Origin of the sequence: Flavobacterium galactosidilyticum (genome assembly GCF_020911945.1) — a bacterium.
Lineage (GTDB): Bacteria > Bacteroidota > Bacteroidia > Flavobacteriales > Flavobacteriaceae > Flavobacterium > Flavobacterium galactosidilyticum.
Map to the genome: position 1 here is coordinate 2,646,503 of NZ_CP087135.1, position 18,295 is coordinate 2,664,797.

Sequence of the window (18,295 nt, forward strand, 5' to 3'; positions counted from 1 at the left end):
GACTTTTGACCAAAAATAAGATTTAAATTATTTATTTTGTTCAAAATAGCAAAGAATGAAGAAACAAATCTACAAATGGATATTTTTCAAGCTCATGGGTTGGAAAATAGTTGGGAATATTGATGAAGGAGTAAAGAAATGTGTGATGATGGTGATGCCGCATACCAGCGCTCATGATTTTTATTTAGGAATTTTTACTAGAGGTATTACTGGATTAGAGATGAACTTTGTAGGTAAAAAAGAATTATTTCGTTTCCCGTTTGGAGCCTATTTTAGATACATGGGAGGCGAACCACTAGATCGTTCAGGAGGATTAAACAAAGTAGATTCGATTGCAGCTATTTTTAAGAGAAGAGAAGTATTCAGACTAGCAGTGGCTCCCGAAGGTACTCGTAATAAAGTTACAGAATTAAAAACAGGTTTTTATTTTATCGCTTTGAAAGCAAATGTTCCGATAATTCCGGTAGCTTTTGATTTTGGTAAAAAAGAAGTTAATTTAGGAAAACCCGTTTATCCTTCGGGCGAAATCGAGGAGGACCTAAAAATTTTGAAACAACATTTTGTAGGAGTAAAAGGCAAAATTCCGGAAAAAGGGTATGTAGCTGAATAAAAAATTAGAAAAATATCAAAAAAAATAAAACCAAAGTAAGTAGTTTTTCGTAAATGTTTAAAACATTTAAAATTAAACATTATGAAAAATTTATTTATTAGCTCGGCTTTTTTGATTCTCCTTTTTGCTTCTTGCGATAACAGTGATTCAAACTCCGCTTCGGCAGAGGCTACTTTAGTGACATCTAGCAACACCACAGGGAAAGTTTCTTATGTTGATTTGCTATCCCCTAATGCAATAGCAAAGTCCTTTACAATTGCTTCAATTGATGCCGAAGGAATTTCGTATGATAGTGACACTGATGCTGTGATTGTAGCTTCAAGGACGAACAATCGACTAGAGACGTATAGTGGTTTAAAAGCAAGTTTTAATGCAGGAACAGATAATTTAAGCGCAACGCTAACTAGTTTAACAGGTGATTTTACAAATGCAAGAGAAACAGCTGTTTCTGGAGATATGATTGTAGTTACTCAAGATCAACTGGCTATAAATGGCAATATGAATAAACTTTTAGTTTATAAAAAAGCCTCTAATGGATTTACTTTAGTGAAAACTTTTAATACCGATTTTAAGCTTTGGGGAATTCACATGGTTGGCGATGACTTATACGCTGTAGTTGATTTAACTGGAGATATTGTTATGTTTAAAGATTTTATGAGCAAAGCGCCAGGAATGATTACAGCAACAAAACTTGTAACTATTGCCGGTTTAACACGAACTCACGGAATCACATATTCAGCTGCTGATGATGTAATGATTTTAACAGATGTTGCCGATGCGGCTTCAGCAACTGATGGTGGTTTAGTTTTAATTAAAAACTTCAGTAGTGTTTTTGCATCAACTGCAGCGTCAGGAACAATTGCTTTATCAAATCAAGTTAGAATCTACGGTCCTAACTCAAAATTAGGAAATCCTGTAGATGTGGCTTACGATAGTGTTACCAATTATATTTATGTTGCAGAAAGACTTAATGCGGGAGGTCAGGTATTGACGTACAGCTATCCAATGGCTTCCGGAGATTTCGCTCCAATAAATAGTAGAGCTGAACTAGGTGTAACTTCCATTTTTGTTTTAAGAAAATAGTATTAGGGCTAAAATAATATAGCAAACCCTCAATTCGGAAAAATTCTGAACTGAGGGTTTTTTATTGTGTGAAATTTTGAGTGATACATACAATAGTAGTCTAACTAGGATTGTAACTTTTAAAAGTGCCATTTGTATAAAAAACGACAATCTTGTCAATTTCACTAGAATTTGTTCCCTTTGCAAAATTTTGACTTTCTACATTTTTTGTTTCTAATAAACTGACGGGATTTGAAATTTCAGAAAATAGATTCTGAGGAGTCGATTCCTCGAATGGAGCAGCAGTAGTATTTTCCTTTTTGTTACCTTCAGTTATGCTGTCAATTTTAGAATTGTCATCATAATTTTTTGGAAATGTTCCTTTACCATTTAAAATCCAGTACAAATCTACATCAGGAAAAACCTCTAGTATTTTTAAGATAAAATCTAAACTTGGTTTGTTTCTTCCTGAAAGTAGGTGAGACAAACTAGAGCGTTGCACTCCAATTTTATCAGCAAATGAGGAAGCATTCAGACTGTAATAATCCAATAATGTTTCCAACCGTTTTATAAAATCCTCTATGTTTACCATTGTAAATTAGCTATATCAATTAACTATTCACAAATGTAATCAAAAGACATATCAATAGCAAAGTTACAGATGTAATTAGTATTATTTTTGTAAAATAAATTAAAGTATATTGTTATGTAATACGATGCAACTTACTGAATTACATTATATTGAATACTAAAAAAATAGTAATCCACAATTGTTACTTACCATCGGTACGATAGGTGATAGGAATAATGTAAAAGTGTTTACATGATTAAAATTAGCAATCTTTTACTTGTTTACAAATGTAAATATAAAGATGTTTACTTTTGTAAATCAAATAAATCAATATGAATTTAGAGGCATTATTTAGTCAAAACAAGGAAAAATCTATTACAGGTCGTTACATTACTTTAGAGTCGATTGAGCCATTATTGAAGCAATTAAATAGAAATAATGAAGTTCAAATTATTGGTAAATCCGTTCTTGAAAAACCAATTTATTCGTACGAAAGTGGAAAAGGAAAAACCAAAATATTTCTTTGGTCGCAAATGCACGGTAATGAAAGTACAACGACAAAAGCATTATTTGACTTTATAAATCTATTAAATAGTGGTTCGGAATTAGCAAAACAGCTTTTAAACGCTTTTACATTTTTAAGTATTCCTATGTTGAATCCTGATGGTGCTGCGTTATATACTAGAGAAAATGCTAATAAGGTCGATTTAAATAGAGATTCGCAGGATCTTACACAGCCGGAAAGTAGGATTTTGAGGCAAGCTTTCGAGGTATTTAAGCCGGAATACTGTTTTAATCTCCATGATCAGCGCACTATTTTTGGCGTAAGCGATACAGGAAAACCAGCAACAATGTCATTTTTAGCTCCTTCATATAATGAAGCGAGAGAAATAAACGACTCTAGATTGAAGGCTATTAATGTTATTGCAGCTATTAACGATGGCTTGCAATCCTATATGCCAAATCAAGTAGGTCGATTTGATGATTCTTTCAATATAAATTGTATTGGAGATACATTTCAATACCTAGGTGTTCCAACTATTTTGTTTGAAGCAGGTCATTATCAAAATGATTACGAGAGAGAAGTAACACGAAAACATGCATTTATGGCTTTTGTTTTTGCTTTTACAACAATTAGCGAAAACGATATAGTTATTAATGGAATTGACAAATACATGAATATTCCTCAAAATAAAGTCGTTTTTTATGATTTTATTTATAAAAACATCAGAATAAATTATGATGGTATAGAAAAAATCACCAATTTTGCAGCTCAATACAAAGAAGAGTTAATAGACAATCAAATTTGTTTTAATGCCTATTTTTCACAAATAGGAGATTTAGAAAATTATTTTGGTCATACTGAATACGATGCTCAAGGAGCTTTATATAAAGATGAAATTAATAATATCCCAATTTTAAACCAAAAAGCAGATTTTTATTTAACTAATAACGTAGAATTTGTTAATGGAATGATAAAAATGTAATTTTAATGTCATTTTAACATTTTTTATGTATATTTTTACACTTTGTTATAGCAATTAATAATATAAATTACGAATTATGAGTAAATTTCGTTTAGATGAAGTAGATCACCAGATATTAGATATGTTGATTGACAATACAAGAGTTCCATTTACGGATATTGCAAAAAAATTATTAATCTCTGCTGGAACTGTGCATGTTAGAGTAAAAAAAATGGAAGATGCTGGTATTATAATGGGATCTTCATTAGTCCTTGATTATGACAAATTAGGATATTCTTTCATTGCGTATGTTGGAGTTTTTCTAAACAACACCTCTCAAACTAAGTTTGTTTTGGAACGTATCAACGAAATTCCTTATGTAACTGTAGCGTCAGTAACTACTGGTAAGTTTAATATCTTTTGCAAAATTAGAGCTAAAGATACAAAGCATGCAAAAGATGTTATTTTCATGATTGATGATATAGAAGGAGTTTACAGAACTGAGACTATGATTTCTCTTGAGGAAAGTATAAATGACAAGAAGCGTTTGATGCATACTATTTTCAAAAATATGTAATGATCTTGAATGCGATATTATAAATATAACCTCAAGTTTGTCCTTGGGGTTTTTTTTATGACAAAAACTATTAACTAAACCAACTACAACATATATTATGTACACGCTGCCTAAAATTGAACGTTTCAACCAAGACGTCCTCTCTAAATACAACATTTATAATAGTGTATTTATCACGCTTCCATTTGATTCTATTGATAATACTGGCGCTTTATTGCCTTTGTTTTCAGAGATATGTGATACAGGTTTCAAAAAGCAAGAAACACCTAAAGAAATAGTAGATTTTTTTGCCACACGTTATTTACAAAATGCATCTGAGGATGATAAAATTGATATCATGTTTCGCTTTATTCAATACATTGAGCGTCAAATCGTTTTGTTTGATGCGGTTGAAGACGCTGCATTTCCTATCATAAACAACATGGAAGGAAGAGGTTCGCTTCGTGACATGAAGGAGAAATCAGATGCAAAAAATAAGCAAGAAGAACTAATTGATTTTTTAGAAGAGTTTCATGTAAGGACTGTATTAACTGCACATCCTACACAGTTTTATCCTGGCGCAGTGCTTGGGATTATTAATGATTTAACAAATGCAATCCGTAAAAATGATTTATTGGATATCAAGCAATTGCTAGCTCAGTTGGGTAAAACTCCATTTATTAAGCATGAAAAACCAAATCCTTTTGATGAAGCGGTAAGCCTAATTTGGTTTTTAGAAAATGTTTTCTATAAGGCATCTGGAGAAATGGTTCATTATTTAGAGAAAAACATTTTCAAAGGGGATTCTATAAAAAACCAAATAATTCAGCTTGGTTTTTGGCCAGGTGGTGATCGAGATGGAAATCCATTTGTAACAACTGATATCACATTTAAAGTAGCAGAACGTTTACGAACTTCTATTTTGAAATGTTATTATACAGAAATCAGAGCTTTAAAAAGAAAGCTAACTTTTTCTGGAGTAGACACTTTGGTTACGGAAATTGAACTTAAACTTTACAGGTCTGTTTTTTATTCGAAAGGAGAAATTTTCATTACTTTAGAAGAGTTTAAATCGCAACTTAATAAAATAAAGCAAATAATTATTAATCAGCACCAATCATTATATCTAGATGAATTAGATGCGCTGCTGATAAAAGTGAATTTATTTGGGTTCCATTTTGCTACGTTGGATATTCGTCAGAATAGTAGAATACACGATGCAGTTTTTAATGATGTCGTTAGTTTTTATTCTAGTTCCGATTCTTCTGTTTTTCCAAAAAATTATTTTGATTTAACTGAGGACGAAAAATTCAAAGTATTATCAACTATCAGTGGCGATCTTAATCCAAATGTATTTGATGATGAAATGACTCGTTCTACAATTGAGTCCATTCAAGCGATTAAAACGATACAAGATAAAAATGGTGAATTTGGTGCAAATCGTTATATTATTAGCAATAATGAAAGTGCACTCAACGTAATGGAGACTTTTGCTTTATTTAAATTAAGTAATTGGGATGAACCAAATGTTGATATTATTCCGCTCTTTGAATCGGTTGATGATTTGCAAAACGCGCATACTATCATGGAAAAATTATATCTGAATCCAGCTTACTCAAAGCATTTAGTCCATAGAAATAATAAGCAAACGATAATGCTAGGCTTCTCTGATGGAACTAAAGATGGTGGCTATTTAATGGCAAACTGGAGTATCTATAAAGCTAAAGAGATGCTTACTGAAATCTCTAGAAAATATGGCATAAAAGCAATTTTCTTTGATGGTCGTGGGGGTCCGCCAGCTCGCGGTGGTGGAAAAACGCATAAATTCTATGCTTCTTTAGGTCCAAATATCGAAAATAATGAAATTCAAATTACAGTTCAAGGACAAACAATCAGTTCTAATTTTGGTACTTTAGATTCTTGTCGTTATAATCTTGAAAACTTATTAAGTGCTGGTGTAACCAATCAAGTTTTTAATAAAGGACAAAACGAATTATCTATAGATGAAAAAAATATACTAGATCAATTAGCTGATTTTGGATATCAAAAGTATTTAAGTTTCAAAAATCATCCTAAATTCATTCCATATTTAGAACAAATGAGTACGTTGAAGTATTATGCTAAAACAAATATTGGAAGTCGCCCATCTAAAAGAAGTAAATCTGAAAGTTTAGATTTTGCTGATTTAAGAGCTATTCCTTTTGTAGGTTCATGGAGTCAGTTGAAGCAAAATGTCCCTGGTTTCTTCGGACTTGGAACTGCTTTAAAACATTATGAAGATACCAATCAGTGGGAGAAAGTTCAGGATTTGTATAACGATTCATTGTTCTTTAAAACCTTACTAGAAAATAGTATGATGTCCTTGGCAAAATCATTTTTCCCATTGACGGCTTACATGCAAAAAGATCCTGAATTTGGAGAATTCTGGCAAATTATTTATGACGAATTCTTAGAAACAAAACGATTGCTTTTGAAAATTGCAGGGCATAAAACCTTGATGGAAAACTATCCTGATGGTAAAGCTTCTATTGACATTAGGGAACGTATTGTATTGCCATTGATTACAATACAACAGTATGCATTGTTGAGAATTAATGAATTGAATAAAGAAAGTGTAGTAAACGAAGAACTTATAAAAGTGTACGAAAAAATCGTTACTCGTTCTCTTTTTGGGAATACAAATGCAAGTAGAAACTCAGCTTAAATTATAATAGAATGAAAGCATCACAATTGCCAGTTAAGGAATATGCAGAATATTTTTTCCCTTACATAAGTGTTTTGGGCGATGTTACTTTAATAGAAGAGTTAGAGATTTCTTTGCACGAGTTTATTCGTTTTGTTCAAAATATTCCAATGGATAAATTTGACTATCGTTACGCAGAAGATAAGTGGACAATTAAAGAAATTATTCAACACGTAATTGATACGGAGCGCATTTTTGCTTATCGTGCACTACGAATTTCTCGAAATGATCAAACACCATTGCCGGGATTTGATGAAAATGAATATTCGAATAATACAGAAGCTAACAAAAGAGGCTTGCAAGATTTATTGACAGAATTGTCGGCAGTGAGACATTCGAATATATTTCTTTTCAAAAGCTTTTCAGAAGAGCAATTGCAGCGAACAGGAATAGCCTCTAATGCTGGTATTTCAGTTCGTGCTATTGGTTTTATAATGATTGGCCATCAAAAACACCATCAAAATATTTTTGAAGAACGCTATTTGTAGTCTAATCTAACATTGTAGACCAGATTTTTAACTTTTTTTCAAAACACATTGTATTGGCAGGACTTGTAGAAGGCATCACATAATACGTGATGCCTTTTATTTGCCCAAATTTTTTGAAAAAGTATTTATGACTTTCTTTACCGTTGAAAACAATTTTAGTTATTCCTGAAAATTTTTCAAACAGCATTTCAAAATCATTTTCTTTATGATTTTTGATATGTGCATCCAGGCTTCCTTTTCTTTCGCAATTTTCTAAGACATCCCATAATCCTATTTTATTGTTTTGGAGAAACGCTATCTTTTGTTCAAAAACTTCTAAAACTGGTAAATTATTGAAAAGAGTGTAGATTATTTTCCAAAAATGATTTCTAGGATGCGCATAATATTCCTGCTTTTCCAGAGAAGCTATTCCGGGCATCGTTCCTAAAATCAAAATTTCAGTTGTAGTATTTATAAAAGGAGGAAAGGATTGTATCATTTTAAGTTGTAATACTTTCTTTTTCAAGAATGGCTAATGCTAATCTGATTTTCCCATAGTCCATTTGTTCTTCAAAATGATCAAAATAGGGTTTTAAAGCTACTGGTGATTCCAATTTTGTTTTGGCATCAGCTATTAATCGCACTTCTTCATTAGTCACAAACGGCTTTAAATCAATAGAAAATCCGTCAAGATATAATTTAGCTAAGTGTGACATTATTGTGCTTAATCCTAAATTTCTTTTTTCGGCAATTGCTTCAACAGATAATCCACTTTGGTATAGTTCTAATGTTTCTTTATAAGTACTGCCTTCTTTCTTTTTTCTAACTGGTTTTGTTTTCTGAAAATCGATAATAGCTTTAATGAATGCGTCTCCATATTTTTCTAGCTTTGCTTTTCCAACTCCGTCAATGGCTAATAACTCCTGATCGCTCATAGGTCGTTCGGTTTCCATTTGGCGTAAAGCTGCATCACTAAAGATTACATAAGCTGGAACTTCTTCTTCTTTTGAAATTTCATAGCGTAATTTTCGTAAGGTTTCAAAAAGTGAATTAGCAACTGATTTTGATTTTTTCTCTTTGACTTCTAGTTTATCGATGTTGGTTTTCTGAACAGTTGTCAATTGTACTTTCTCCCCTTCAAACAATACTTTTTTGGCGAAAGCTGTCAATCTAATTTTATTTTGCTGATGAAAAGCGATCTCGCAATAGCCTAAATTAATTAGTTGTATTAAATATTGATTCCAGTCATACCAAGAAAAATCAGCGCCAACACCATATGTCTTTAGATTTTGATATTCCTTTTCAAAAATATAAGCATTTTTAGAGCCACGTAAAAAGTCAACAATTACTGGTAGTGGTTCCGTTTCTTTTAAACGTATAATTGCCGAAAGCGCCATTTGCGCAATTACAGTTCCATCAAAAAATAGCGGTGGATTTTTACACACATCACAATTCCCACAATTCTCAGTAACGAGTTCGCCAAAATAAGAAAGTAATATTTTACGTCTGCAACTTAATGCGTCAGTATATTGTTTCATGCGTTCTAATTTTGCCAATTGTACTTCGGCGTTCAAACCTCGTGAAGCAAATTTTTGAAGCTGAAGCATATCGCCGTAGCTTTCGAATAGAACCGTTTCAGAAGGTAATCCGTCACGGCCCGCACGACCAATTTCCTGATAATACCCTTCTATATTCTTGGGTAAGTTATAATGAATAACCCAACGCACGTTCGATTTATCAATTCCCATTCCAAAAGCAATTGTAGCGCAAACCACTTGGCAATCATCATTTATAAATTCATCTTGGGTTTTTGATCGAATTTTATTGTCTAAACCTGCATGGTATGCTTTTGCGTTAACACCTACTTTTTGTAGTTTTTCAGCAAGTTCTTCAGTAGTTTTTCTACTTAAGCAATATACAATTCCTGATTCGTTTGGTTTTTCTTTTATAAAATCTATAATTTGTTTTACTCGATCTAAAGCAGGACGCACTTCTAAACTTAAATTTTTTCTATCAAAAGAAGCAACAAAAGTTTTAGGATTTATTAAGTTCAATTGATCGCTAATATCCTTACGTGTAGCCTTGTCAGCGGTGGCAGTTAAAGCTAAGATTGGGGTGTAAGGGAAGCGATTTTTAAGATAACCTAAGTTTGTATAGGCAGGTCGGAAATCATGTCCCCAAGCTGAAATACAATGAGCTTCATCGATTGCTATCAAGCTTACGGTCAAACTATTGAAAATATTGTCTAAAAAAGATAAGCTTTCAGGAGCAATGTAAACTAATTTTATGTAGTTCGATTGTAATCTTTCTATAAAAAATTGGCGTTCATTTTCCGTTTGACTGCTGTTTATAAAACAAGCTTCGATTCCATTTGCTTTTAGGCTGTCCACTTGATCTTTCATCAAAGCTATTAGTGGTGAAATAACGATTGTAATTCCAGTAAAAAGTAAGGCAGGTAATTGAAAACATATTGATTTTCCTCCTCCGGTAGGCATAATTGCTAACGTATCTTGACCAGAAAGAACGCAATTTATTATATCTTCTTGATTAGGTCTGAATTTTTCAAAACCAAAGTTTTCCTTTAAAGTGTCGTGTAAAATTTGAGTGGTCATGATGGCGTATATTTTAAACCTAAAGTAATAAAAAAGGAACTCAATTAGAGTTCCTTTTAAACATTATAGTTTAGATTTGGATAAATTAATCCTCATCGTCTTGATCGTCGTCTTCGTCTGCAAAATCTTTTTCATCTGAATCTTCGTCATCTTCATCATCACCAGATTCTGGCTTATCAATAGCATCATCATCAATGTCGTCATCATCTAAATCCAAACCTTTAATTGGTGCAATAACTTCGTCAATTAACAGTTCATCATCTTCATCATAGTTTTCAATTCTATCAGAAAGCTTAGTACTTACTTTTACTAAATAAATAGTGTCTTCAGTACGTACTTCAACTGCTTCAATCAGTTCATTTTTAGCATTTCTAAAACTAATGATATTAGAATCATCATAACCGTCGGGAAATTTTTCAACCAAAAGATTTAAAATTTCGTTTGTAAGTTTGGCGTAATCAACTATTACTCTTTTCATATAAATGCTATAAATCTAATAAATAAGCGAAAATTAAAGGTGCTACAATCGTAGCATCTGACTCGATGATAAACTTAGGAGTTGTGATGTCTAACTTACCCCATGTAATTTTTTCGTTTGGAACCGCACCTGAATACGAACCATAACTAGTTGTAGAGTCTGAAATCTGACAGAAATAACTCCAAAAAGGAACATTTTCAACTTCTAAATCTTGATCTAACATTGGTACAACACAAATAGGGAAATCACCAGCGATTCCACCACCAATCTGGAAGAAACCAATTCCTTTACCGCTACAGTTTTTAGGATACCAATCAGCTAACCACATCATGTATTCAATTCCGCTTTTTGTTGTTGTTGGTTTGAATTCGCCTTTAATGCAATAAGAAGCGAAAATATTTCCCATTGTACTATCTTCCCATCCTGGAACTACAATTGGTAGGTTTTTTTCGGCTGCGGCAACCATCCAAGAATCTTTAGCGTCAATTTCGTAATACTGCTCTAAAACTCCTGAATTAATCATTTGGTACATAAATTCATGTGGGAAATAACGTTCTCCTGATTTATCAGCTTTGTTCCAAATATCAAATAAATGTGATTGTAATCTTCTAAATGCTTCTTCTTCAGGAATACAAGTATCAGTTACACGATTAAAGTGGTTGTCTAACAAATCTCTCTCTTCTTGAGGTGTTAAATCTCTATAATTTGGAATTCTCTTGTACGAATTGTGAGCAACTAAATTCATGATATCTTCTTCAAGATTAGCGCCAGTACATGAAATAATATGCACTTTATCTTGGCGTATCATCTCTGCTAATGATTTTCCAAGTTCAGCAGTACTCATCGCACCACCAAGCGTGATCATCATTTTACCATTATCTAATAAATGCTCTTCATATCCTTTTGCAGCATCTACTAAAGCAGCTGCATTAAAATGCAAATAATTCTTTTCAATAAACTGACTAATTGGTCCTTTGCTCATTTTTATTTAATTTAAAATCTTGTAATTATGTAGTTGTAAAGTAGTTATTCAAATTTAATAAAATAAAATTGAATAGTTAAGTAATTAAAAAATGTTTGTTCTTATTTCTTTGCGTAGCCTAATATTTTTAAAACATCGTCAGCAGTTTGCGTTTCTGAGAAAACCTCGGTAGCTAAAATACCATTTTCATCTCTGTCAATTAAAATATGTTTGGGCTGTGGAATCAAACAGTGATGCAATCCACCGTATCCGCCTATTGTTTCTTGATATGCTCCCGTATTGAAAAAACCAATATATAAAGGTTTTTCTTTGTTGTATTTAGGTAAATAAATAGCGTTCATGTTTTGCTCTGAGTTGTAATAATCATCGCTATCACAAGTCATTCCACCTAATAAAACGCGTTCGTAAGTATCATTCCAGCGATTCACTGCTAGCATGATAAAACGTTTGTTTATTGCCCAAGTATCTGGTAAAGTAGTGATAAAAGAGGAATCAATCATGTTCCATTTCTCTCTATCATTTTGTTGTTTTTGATACAAAATCTGATAAATTGCGCCACCGCTTTCTCCAACCGTGAAAGATCCAAATTCCGTAAAAATATTTGGAACATCTACTTCAGCTTCGTCGCAAGCAATTTTAATCTGATTGATAATTTCATCAATCATGTATTGGTAATCAAAATCAAATGCAAGTGAGTTTTTGATAGGAAAACCACCACCAATGTTCAGTCCGTCTAATGATGGACATTCCTTTTTTAAAGCAACATATACTTTAATACATTTTACTAATTCGTTCCAGTAATATGAGGTATCATTGATTCCTGTATTAATAAAAAAGTGTAACATTTTAAGTTCCAAATTTTTATTGTCTTGAATTTGTTTTTTGTAAAAACTAACTATGTTTTTATATCCAATTCCTAATCTTGAGGTGTAAAACTCAAATTTAGGCTCCTCTTCAGCAGCAATTCGAATTCCAATTTTAAATTTCCCTTTGATTTCCGCTTGTAGCAAATCTAATTCCTCGTAGTTATCAATAATAGGAATAGTATTCTTGTGACCATTATTGATCAATCGAGCAATGTTTTCTACATATTGGTCTCTTTTAAAACCGTTACATATTACATAAGTACTTTTGTTGATTTTGCCATTCTCTAGCAAATTTTCAACAATATTAATGTCAAATGCAGAAGAGGTTTCAATATGAATATTATTTTTAAAAGCCTCATTCATAATATACTCAAAATGAGAACTTTTAGTACAATAGCAGTAATAGTATTTAGCTTCGTACTTGTTTTTTTCCATAGACTTACGAAACCAGCTTTTGGCTTTGTTAATGTTATTGGAAATTTGAGGTAAATAAGTAAACTTTAAGGGCGTACCATATTTTTCAACCAGCTTCATCAAATCGATATTGTGAAACTGAAGATTATCTTTGTTTAACTTGAACTCTTCTTGAGGGAAATAATAGGTTTGATTGATTAGATCAGAATATTTTGTATTCATTAGATTTTATAAATTTTATAGATTAGAATATTTTAAAATAAATAAATCTAAAATTCAAACTCGAATATTGGCATAAATAATCTGAAGTTTCTCGTGATCGCCTTTCAAATATTGAAAAATATCAAAACTGAAGTTTCCTTTAATCGAATAAAAGCGCTTCAACATCCTCAGGAAAGACATGTTATTGCTGGTTTTACTAGAACTATAAATTGGCTTATTTTGACATTTTTTCATTGGTGCAAATGTAAAAAAATATTAGAAACACAATGCGTACTTTTTATAAAAATAAAATTAAGATTTATAATCTTGGAAGGCATTAAGAATTAATTCATTTTCAACGGATTGATTAATTTTTATTTTCCCGATACCTTCTATCAATGCGAACTGTATCGTGCCGTATTCATTTTTTTTGTCATGAATTAGTAACTCCAATATCGGATCAATATCATTTTCTTCAAAAAGTATGTCCTCGTAGATTGCTTTTAGGTTTGATTTTATTTGAAAATATTCTGGCTCACTTAGTAAATCCTTCTTAAATGAAATGTAACTCTCTAAAATCATTCCTACTGCAATCGCTTCTCCATGAAGTAAAGTGGTTTTATTATCATTTTCTAAAAAATAACTTTCTATGGCGTGTCCTAGAGTATGTCCGAAATTCAAAGATTTACGAATATTTTTTTCAGTAGGATCTTGTGTTACAATTTCATTCTTTATTTCTACAGAGCGGTAAATAAGCTGGTCGAAATCAGCAAAATCTATAGCTTTTAAATCTGAAAATTGTTCCCAATAGTCCTTATCATATATCAAACCGTGCTTCAGCATTTCAGCTAGACCGGAACGCATTTCGTTTTGAGGCACTGTTTCAAGGTATTGAGTGTCTATAAGTACCATTATTGGTGTGTTAATAACGCCAATTTGGTTTTTTAGGTTTCCTAAATCAACGCCGTTTTTACCACCTACAGAAGCATCAACCATTGATAGTAGAGTAGTAGGAATATGTATAAAATCAACACCCCGCTTAAATGTGGAAGCAACAAAACCGCCTAGATCAGTAACGACTCCACCACCTAAATTAATAACAAGACTTTTTCTATCGGCACCAAGTTCTGTTAATACATTCCAGATTTGAACACAGGTTTCAATGTTTTTATTGATTTCTCCATTTTCAAACTCAATTATTTCAACAGATAAATCGGTTTCTAAAAACGGCAAAAAATGAGGTAGACAAAACTCATTTGTATTGCTATCTACTATAATAAATACATTCGAATATTTACTTTCTTTTACATGAAGGTTTAGTGCTTCGTATGCTTTTTCGTTAAAATGAATAGGGTAAGTATTGGCTTGGATTGACTGCATTTCTTTTAATTTATTGTAATGGCAAAATAAGGTAATTTTTGCTGAATAATGTTTAAAACTCTCTTTATATTTGTACAAAAATATCACAAATAATGGAAAAAATATTTAATAATACTGAAGTTGCATTTGCATTAAAAAGCGATACCGAACTGGATAGAGCTTATTTTCTTTTTAAAATGATTGATAATCAACCTTTAGTACGAATAGGAACTGCGGTTACAAATTTTGCTTTAAAAGCTAATCTTCCAGTTGAAGGATTGATTCGCGCTACTGTTTTTGATCATTTTTGTGGAGGAGTGAATGAGGATGACTGTCTTTCTGTCGTTGATAAAATGTTTACTAAAGGTGTTTCGTCTGTTTTAGATTATTCTGTTGAAGGAAAAGAAGAAGAAAATCAGTTTGATGCGGCATTAGATATGACGCTAAAAACAATCGAATTTGCTAAAGAACGACTAGCAATCCCGTTTGCCGTTTTTAAACCAACTGGTTTTGGGCGTTTTGAATTATATGAAAAATTAGGAGAAAAGCAGATCTTGACTTCAGATGAACAATTGGAATGGAATAGAGTAGTGGCACGTTTTGATATCGTTTGTAGCGCAGCACACAAAAAAAATGTTGCCTTATTAATTGATGGTGAAGAAAGTTGGATGCAAGATGCGGCTGATGATTTGGTAACCGAAATGATGCGTAAATATAACAAGGAAAAAGCTATCGTTTTTAACACCCTACAACTGTATCGTTGGGATCGTTTGGATTATTTAAAAAAATTACACGAACAAGCTAAAAATGATGGTTTTTATATAGGTATGAAATTAGTTCGCGGTGCTTATATGGAAAAAGAAATAGCTCGTGCTATAGAAAAAGGATATCCATCACCAATTTGTGATACTAAAGAAGATACTGATAAAAGTTATGATACAACTGTTCGCTACATGTCAGATCATTTAGATATGATGTCTATTTTTGCAGGAACTCATAATGAATTAAGTACTTATAAGCTTATGGATATCATGAAGGAAAAAGGAATTAAAACCAATGATGACAGAATCTGGTTTGGTCAACTTTACGGAATGAGCGATAATATTAGCTATAATTTAGCGGCTAATGGCTATAATGTGGCGAAGTATTTACCTTTTGGTCCTGTAAAAGATGTGATGCCGTATTTGATTCGTCGTGCAGAAGAAAACACTTCAGTTGCTGGACAAACAAGTCGTGAATTATCGATGATAAAAGCAGAGAGAAATAGAAGAAAAGGAAAATAGTGATCAGTTATCAGTCTTTTTAAGCTATAAAAAACTCCATTCGATAAGCTGAATGGAGTTTTTTTTGTCAAATTAGTGCTGAGATTTAAGAATGGCTAAACTGTAAATTGCTTAAGTTTTTATAAATTCCATTTTCTAATCCTATTAATTCCTGGTGCGTTCCTTGTTCAGAAATCACGCCATTATCCAAAACTAGGATTTGATCAGCGCTGCGAATAGTAGATAGTCTGTGCGCAATAATAATACTGGTTCTTCCTTGCATCAAAATTTCTAAAGCTTCTTGGACTAATTTTTCGCTTTCACTATCTAATGAAGAAGTAGCTTCGTCTAATATCAAAATACTAGGGTTTTTAAGCAAAGCGCGCGCAATTGCAATGCGTTGTCTTTGTCCACCTGATAATTTGATTCCTCTTTCGCCTACAACAGTTTCAAATTTTTCAGGGAAACTTTCAATAAAATTGTATGCGTTAGCTTGTTGAGCTGCTAAGAGGATTTCTTCATCCGTTGCATCTGGTTTTCCGTAAGCAATATTTTCTTTTATAGTACCACCAAATAAAATAACGTCTTGCGGCACAATACTCATATTCCCACGTAGATTTTCTAAATCGAAATCGTAAATACTTTTCCCATCAATTAATATTTCTCCAGCTTCAATATCGTAAAAACGCAATAGTAACGAAGCAATAGTTGATTTACCCACACCACTTGGTCCTACAATAGCAATTTTTTGTCCAAAACTAGCAGTGAAATTTACATTTTTAAGCACTTTGATTTCTTTTCTAGAAGGATAGCTGAAAGCTACATTCTTAAAACTTACATTCCCTTTTATTTTCTGCAATGAAGAAGCATTTTTTATAGCTTTAATTTCTTCAGGAGTTTCTTCTAGTAATTCAAAAACACGTTCGGTTGCACCAATTGCTTTTTGCATTTGAGCATACAATTCTGCTATACCACCAGACGAAGCACCTACATAACTAGAGTACAATATGAAGGTGAATAATTCTCCAACAGTGATTTCGCCACCTATACTCAATTGAACACCATACCAAACTACGGCTACAATAGTTCCAAACAAACAGATAATTATAAAGGATGCAAAATAGCCTCTAAGCTGACCGCCTTTGATAGCAATTTTCACTACTTCTTTAATTCTATCTTTATAACGTGCTATCTCATACCATTCATTGGCGAAAGCTTTTACAATACTGATGCCTTGCATTGTCTCCTCAACCACAACTTGACTTTCAGCAACCTGATCTTGTACTTTTTTAGAATACTTTCTGATAAATCGACCAAAAAACACAGCTGCAACTCCTACTAATGGCACTACAGAAACCATCATAATAGTCAATTTGACATTTATACTCGCCAACATAATAAAACTCCCGATTATCAATATAAATTGACGCAGAAATTCGGCAATGGTTGTGGTTAATGTATCTTGAATTTGAGTGATGTCATTACTGATTCTACTATTCAGTTCTCCAACTCGTTTTTGAGAGAAGAAAGTCATTGGTAATTTAACTAAATTAGTATAAAGTGCTAATCGAACATTTGCCAACGTATTCTCAGTAAAATTGACAAACAAAGACAATCTAAAGAAGGAGAAAATAGATTGTAATATTAAGACCAATCCAAGACCAAGTGCGATTTGGTTCGCAAGTTCGCTATCTTTTTTGTTCACGCAATCCACTAACATTCCCATGAACTTAGGAAAAGCTAATGCAGTTACACTGGTCAGTAGCAAAAAAACAAGACCAACATAGAATTTCCAGCTATTATTGCCTGCATATTTGAAAATTATTTTTGCTTTATTGAGCGAACTTGCTGTAATTTTTGATTTTGGTAAATCGTTTTCTTTGAATCTTCCCATTTTTTCTTATTTGTGGAGCAAATGTAAGACTATAAGAAGTGAATACAAAAAAATGATCGAGTTTCATCCCTTATTTAAAACACTGTTAAAGAGCATTAAAGGTAATTACATGAAAATAATTTTTATTTATTTTACAAAAGTGCTTGCAAATACCATTTCTAGCTGTATATTTGCACTCGCAATAACGCAAGACATTGCAACCCGAAAGGGCGATTAGCTCAGCTGGTTCAGAGCACCTCGTTTACACCGAGGGGGTCGGGGGTTCGAACCCCTCATCGCCCACCAAGAAACTCCTTAAGAAATTAAGGAGTTTTTTTTATTATCAAAATTTATGTCTTGTCAAAAGACCCAGAGGACGAGACTTTGGAGATTGTCGAGATCAAGAACATAGCATACTTTATAATTGAAATCTACTAAAGGATCTACAAATACTCCAAAAACTAAGCTTCAATTTACAAATAGCCGCTAATGTTTAATGTGACTAGCATAATTGCAACAATTGGCAATACAACAAAAAATAACAAGACATAACCAACAAATAAATACTGAATAAAGCTAGGTGATTTTTTAAAATTAATCAGTAATACATCGAGATCTTTATCTCTGTTTTTTGTGTAATAATGAATTAGTGGACCAAAGCACATCAAAACAGGAAATATAATTACAAGAAATAGGTTGCTAGTAAAACGATACAGCAATACCATCATCAAAATAGTTATTATACTAAGTGTAGCACGCAATACTATAGAACC

At 32.3% G+C, this 18,295-nt stretch carries 15 protein-coding genes and 1 tRNA gene; 8 read left to right on the top strand and 8 right to left on the bottom strand.

Annotated features, from left to right (window positions below):
- The first annotated feature begins 55 nt into the window (after positions 1-55).
- Positions 56-610: a 1-acyl-sn-glycerol-3-phosphate acyltransferase gene (locus tag LNP27_RS11375; RefSeq protein WP_229941720.1), complete on the top strand. Its 555-nt coding sequence runs from the start codon at positions 56-58 to the stop codon at positions 608-610.
- 81 nt (positions 611-691) lie between these two features.
- The gene (locus tag LNP27_RS11380; RefSeq protein ID WP_229941721.1) at positions 692-1,693 is read left to right on the top strand and encodes a hypothetical protein; all 1,002 of its coding nucleotides are present in this window, start codon (positions 692-694) and stop codon (positions 1,691-1,693) included.
- A gap of 100 nt (positions 1,694-1,793) precedes the next feature.
- On the opposite strand, the gene LNP27_RS11385 is transcribed toward LNP27_RS11380, so the two are convergent.
- Positions 1,794-2,264, bottom strand: a complete 471-nt coding sequence (locus LNP27_RS11385; protein WP_229941722.1) for a helix-turn-helix domain-containing protein — start codon at positions 2,262-2,264, stop codon at positions 1,794-1,796.
- A gap of 311 nt (positions 2,265-2,575) precedes the next feature.
- Here LNP27_RS11385 and LNP27_RS11390 point away from each other — a divergent pair, with 311 nt between their 5' ends.
- The 4 genes from LNP27_RS11390 (at position 2,576) to LNP27_RS11405 (ending at position 7,496) form a co-directional block, all read left to right on the top strand.
- On the top strand, positions 2,576-3,730 hold the full coding sequence (locus LNP27_RS11390; RefSeq protein ID WP_229941723.1) for a M14 family metallopeptidase: 1,155 nt from the start codon (positions 2,576-2,578) through the stop codon (positions 3,728-3,730).
- A 76-nt stretch (positions 3,731-3,806) separates the two neighbouring features.
- Entirely contained in the window at positions 3,807-4,286 is a 480-nt protein-coding gene (locus LNP27_RS11395; protein ID WP_035672404.1) for an Lrp/AsnC family transcriptional regulator, read from the top strand.
- Positions 4,287-4,383: 97 nt separating this feature from the next.
- Positions 4,384-6,969 carry a phosphoenolpyruvate carboxylase gene (locus tag LNP27_RS11400; RefSeq protein WP_229941724.1) on the top strand — a complete coding sequence of 862 codons (2,586 nt, stop codon included), beginning with the start codon at positions 4,384-4,386 and terminating at the stop codon, positions 6,967-6,969.
- 11 nt (positions 6,970-6,980) lie between these two features.
- Positions 6,981-7,496: a DinB family protein gene (locus LNP27_RS11405; protein ID WP_229941725.1), complete on the top strand. Its 516-nt coding sequence runs from the start codon at positions 6,981-6,983 to the stop codon at positions 7,494-7,496.
- A gap of 1 nt (position 7,497) precedes the next feature.
- Here LNP27_RS11405 and LNP27_RS11410 read toward each other — a convergent pair whose 3' ends face one another.
- From LNP27_RS11410 to aroB, 6 genes are all read right to left on the bottom strand, one after another.
- A complete protein-coding gene (locus LNP27_RS11410; protein ID WP_229941726.1) occupies positions 7,498-7,974 on the bottom strand; it encodes a DNA-deoxyinosine glycosylase in 477 nt (158 codons plus the stop codon).
- A gap of 1 nt (position 7,975) precedes the next feature.
- Positions 7,976-10,087 (bottom strand): DNA helicase RecQ, encoded by a 2,112-nt coding sequence (gene recQ, locus LNP27_RS11415; RefSeq protein WP_229941727.1) that lies wholly within the window; start codon positions 10,085-10,087, stop codon positions 7,976-7,978.
- A gap of 85 nt (positions 10,088-10,172) precedes the next feature.
- The gene (locus tag LNP27_RS11420; protein WP_229941728.1) at positions 10,173-10,565 is read right to left on the bottom strand and encodes a DNA primase; all 393 of its coding nucleotides are present in this window, start codon (positions 10,563-10,565) and stop codon (positions 10,173-10,175) included.
- A 7-nt stretch (positions 10,566-10,572) separates the two neighbouring features.
- On the bottom strand, positions 10,573-11,547 hold the full coding sequence (locus LNP27_RS11425) for a deoxyhypusine synthase family protein (RefSeq protein WP_229941729.1): 975 nt from the start codon (positions 11,545-11,547) through the stop codon (positions 10,573-10,575).
- Positions 11,548-11,648: 101 nt separating this feature from the next.
- Complete coding sequence (locus LNP27_RS11430) at positions 11,649-13,049, bottom strand: type III PLP-dependent enzyme domain-containing protein (RefSeq protein ID WP_229941730.1); 1,401 nt, start codon at positions 13,047-13,049, stop codon at positions 11,649-11,651.
- 291 nt (positions 13,050-13,340) lie between these two features.
- Positions 13,341-14,408, bottom strand: a complete 1,068-nt coding sequence (aroB, locus tag LNP27_RS11435) for a 3-dehydroquinate synthase (protein ID WP_229941731.1) — start codon at positions 14,406-14,408, stop codon at positions 13,341-13,343.
- Positions 14,409-14,500: 92 nt separating this feature from the next.
- On the opposite strand from aroB, the gene LNP27_RS11440 reads away from it, so the two are divergent.
- A complete protein-coding gene (locus LNP27_RS11440) occupies positions 14,501-15,670 on the top strand; it encodes a proline dehydrogenase family protein (RefSeq protein ID WP_229941732.1) in 1,170 nt (389 codons plus the stop codon).
- An 85-nt stretch (positions 15,671-15,755) separates the two neighbouring features.
- Here the strand turns inward: LNP27_RS11440 and LNP27_RS11445 are convergent, their stop codons facing one another.
- On the bottom strand, positions 15,756-17,543 hold the full coding sequence (locus tag LNP27_RS11445) for an ABC transporter ATP-binding protein (protein WP_229941733.1): 1,788 nt from the start codon (positions 17,541-17,543) through the stop codon (positions 15,756-15,758).
- Between the two features lie 207 nt (positions 17,544-17,750).
- Between LNP27_RS11445 and LNP27_RS11450 the strand changes: the two genes are divergently transcribed.
- Positions 17,751-17,828 (top strand) — tRNA-Val (locus LNP27_RS11450).
- The last annotated feature ends 467 nt before the right edge of the window (positions 17,829-18,295 follow it).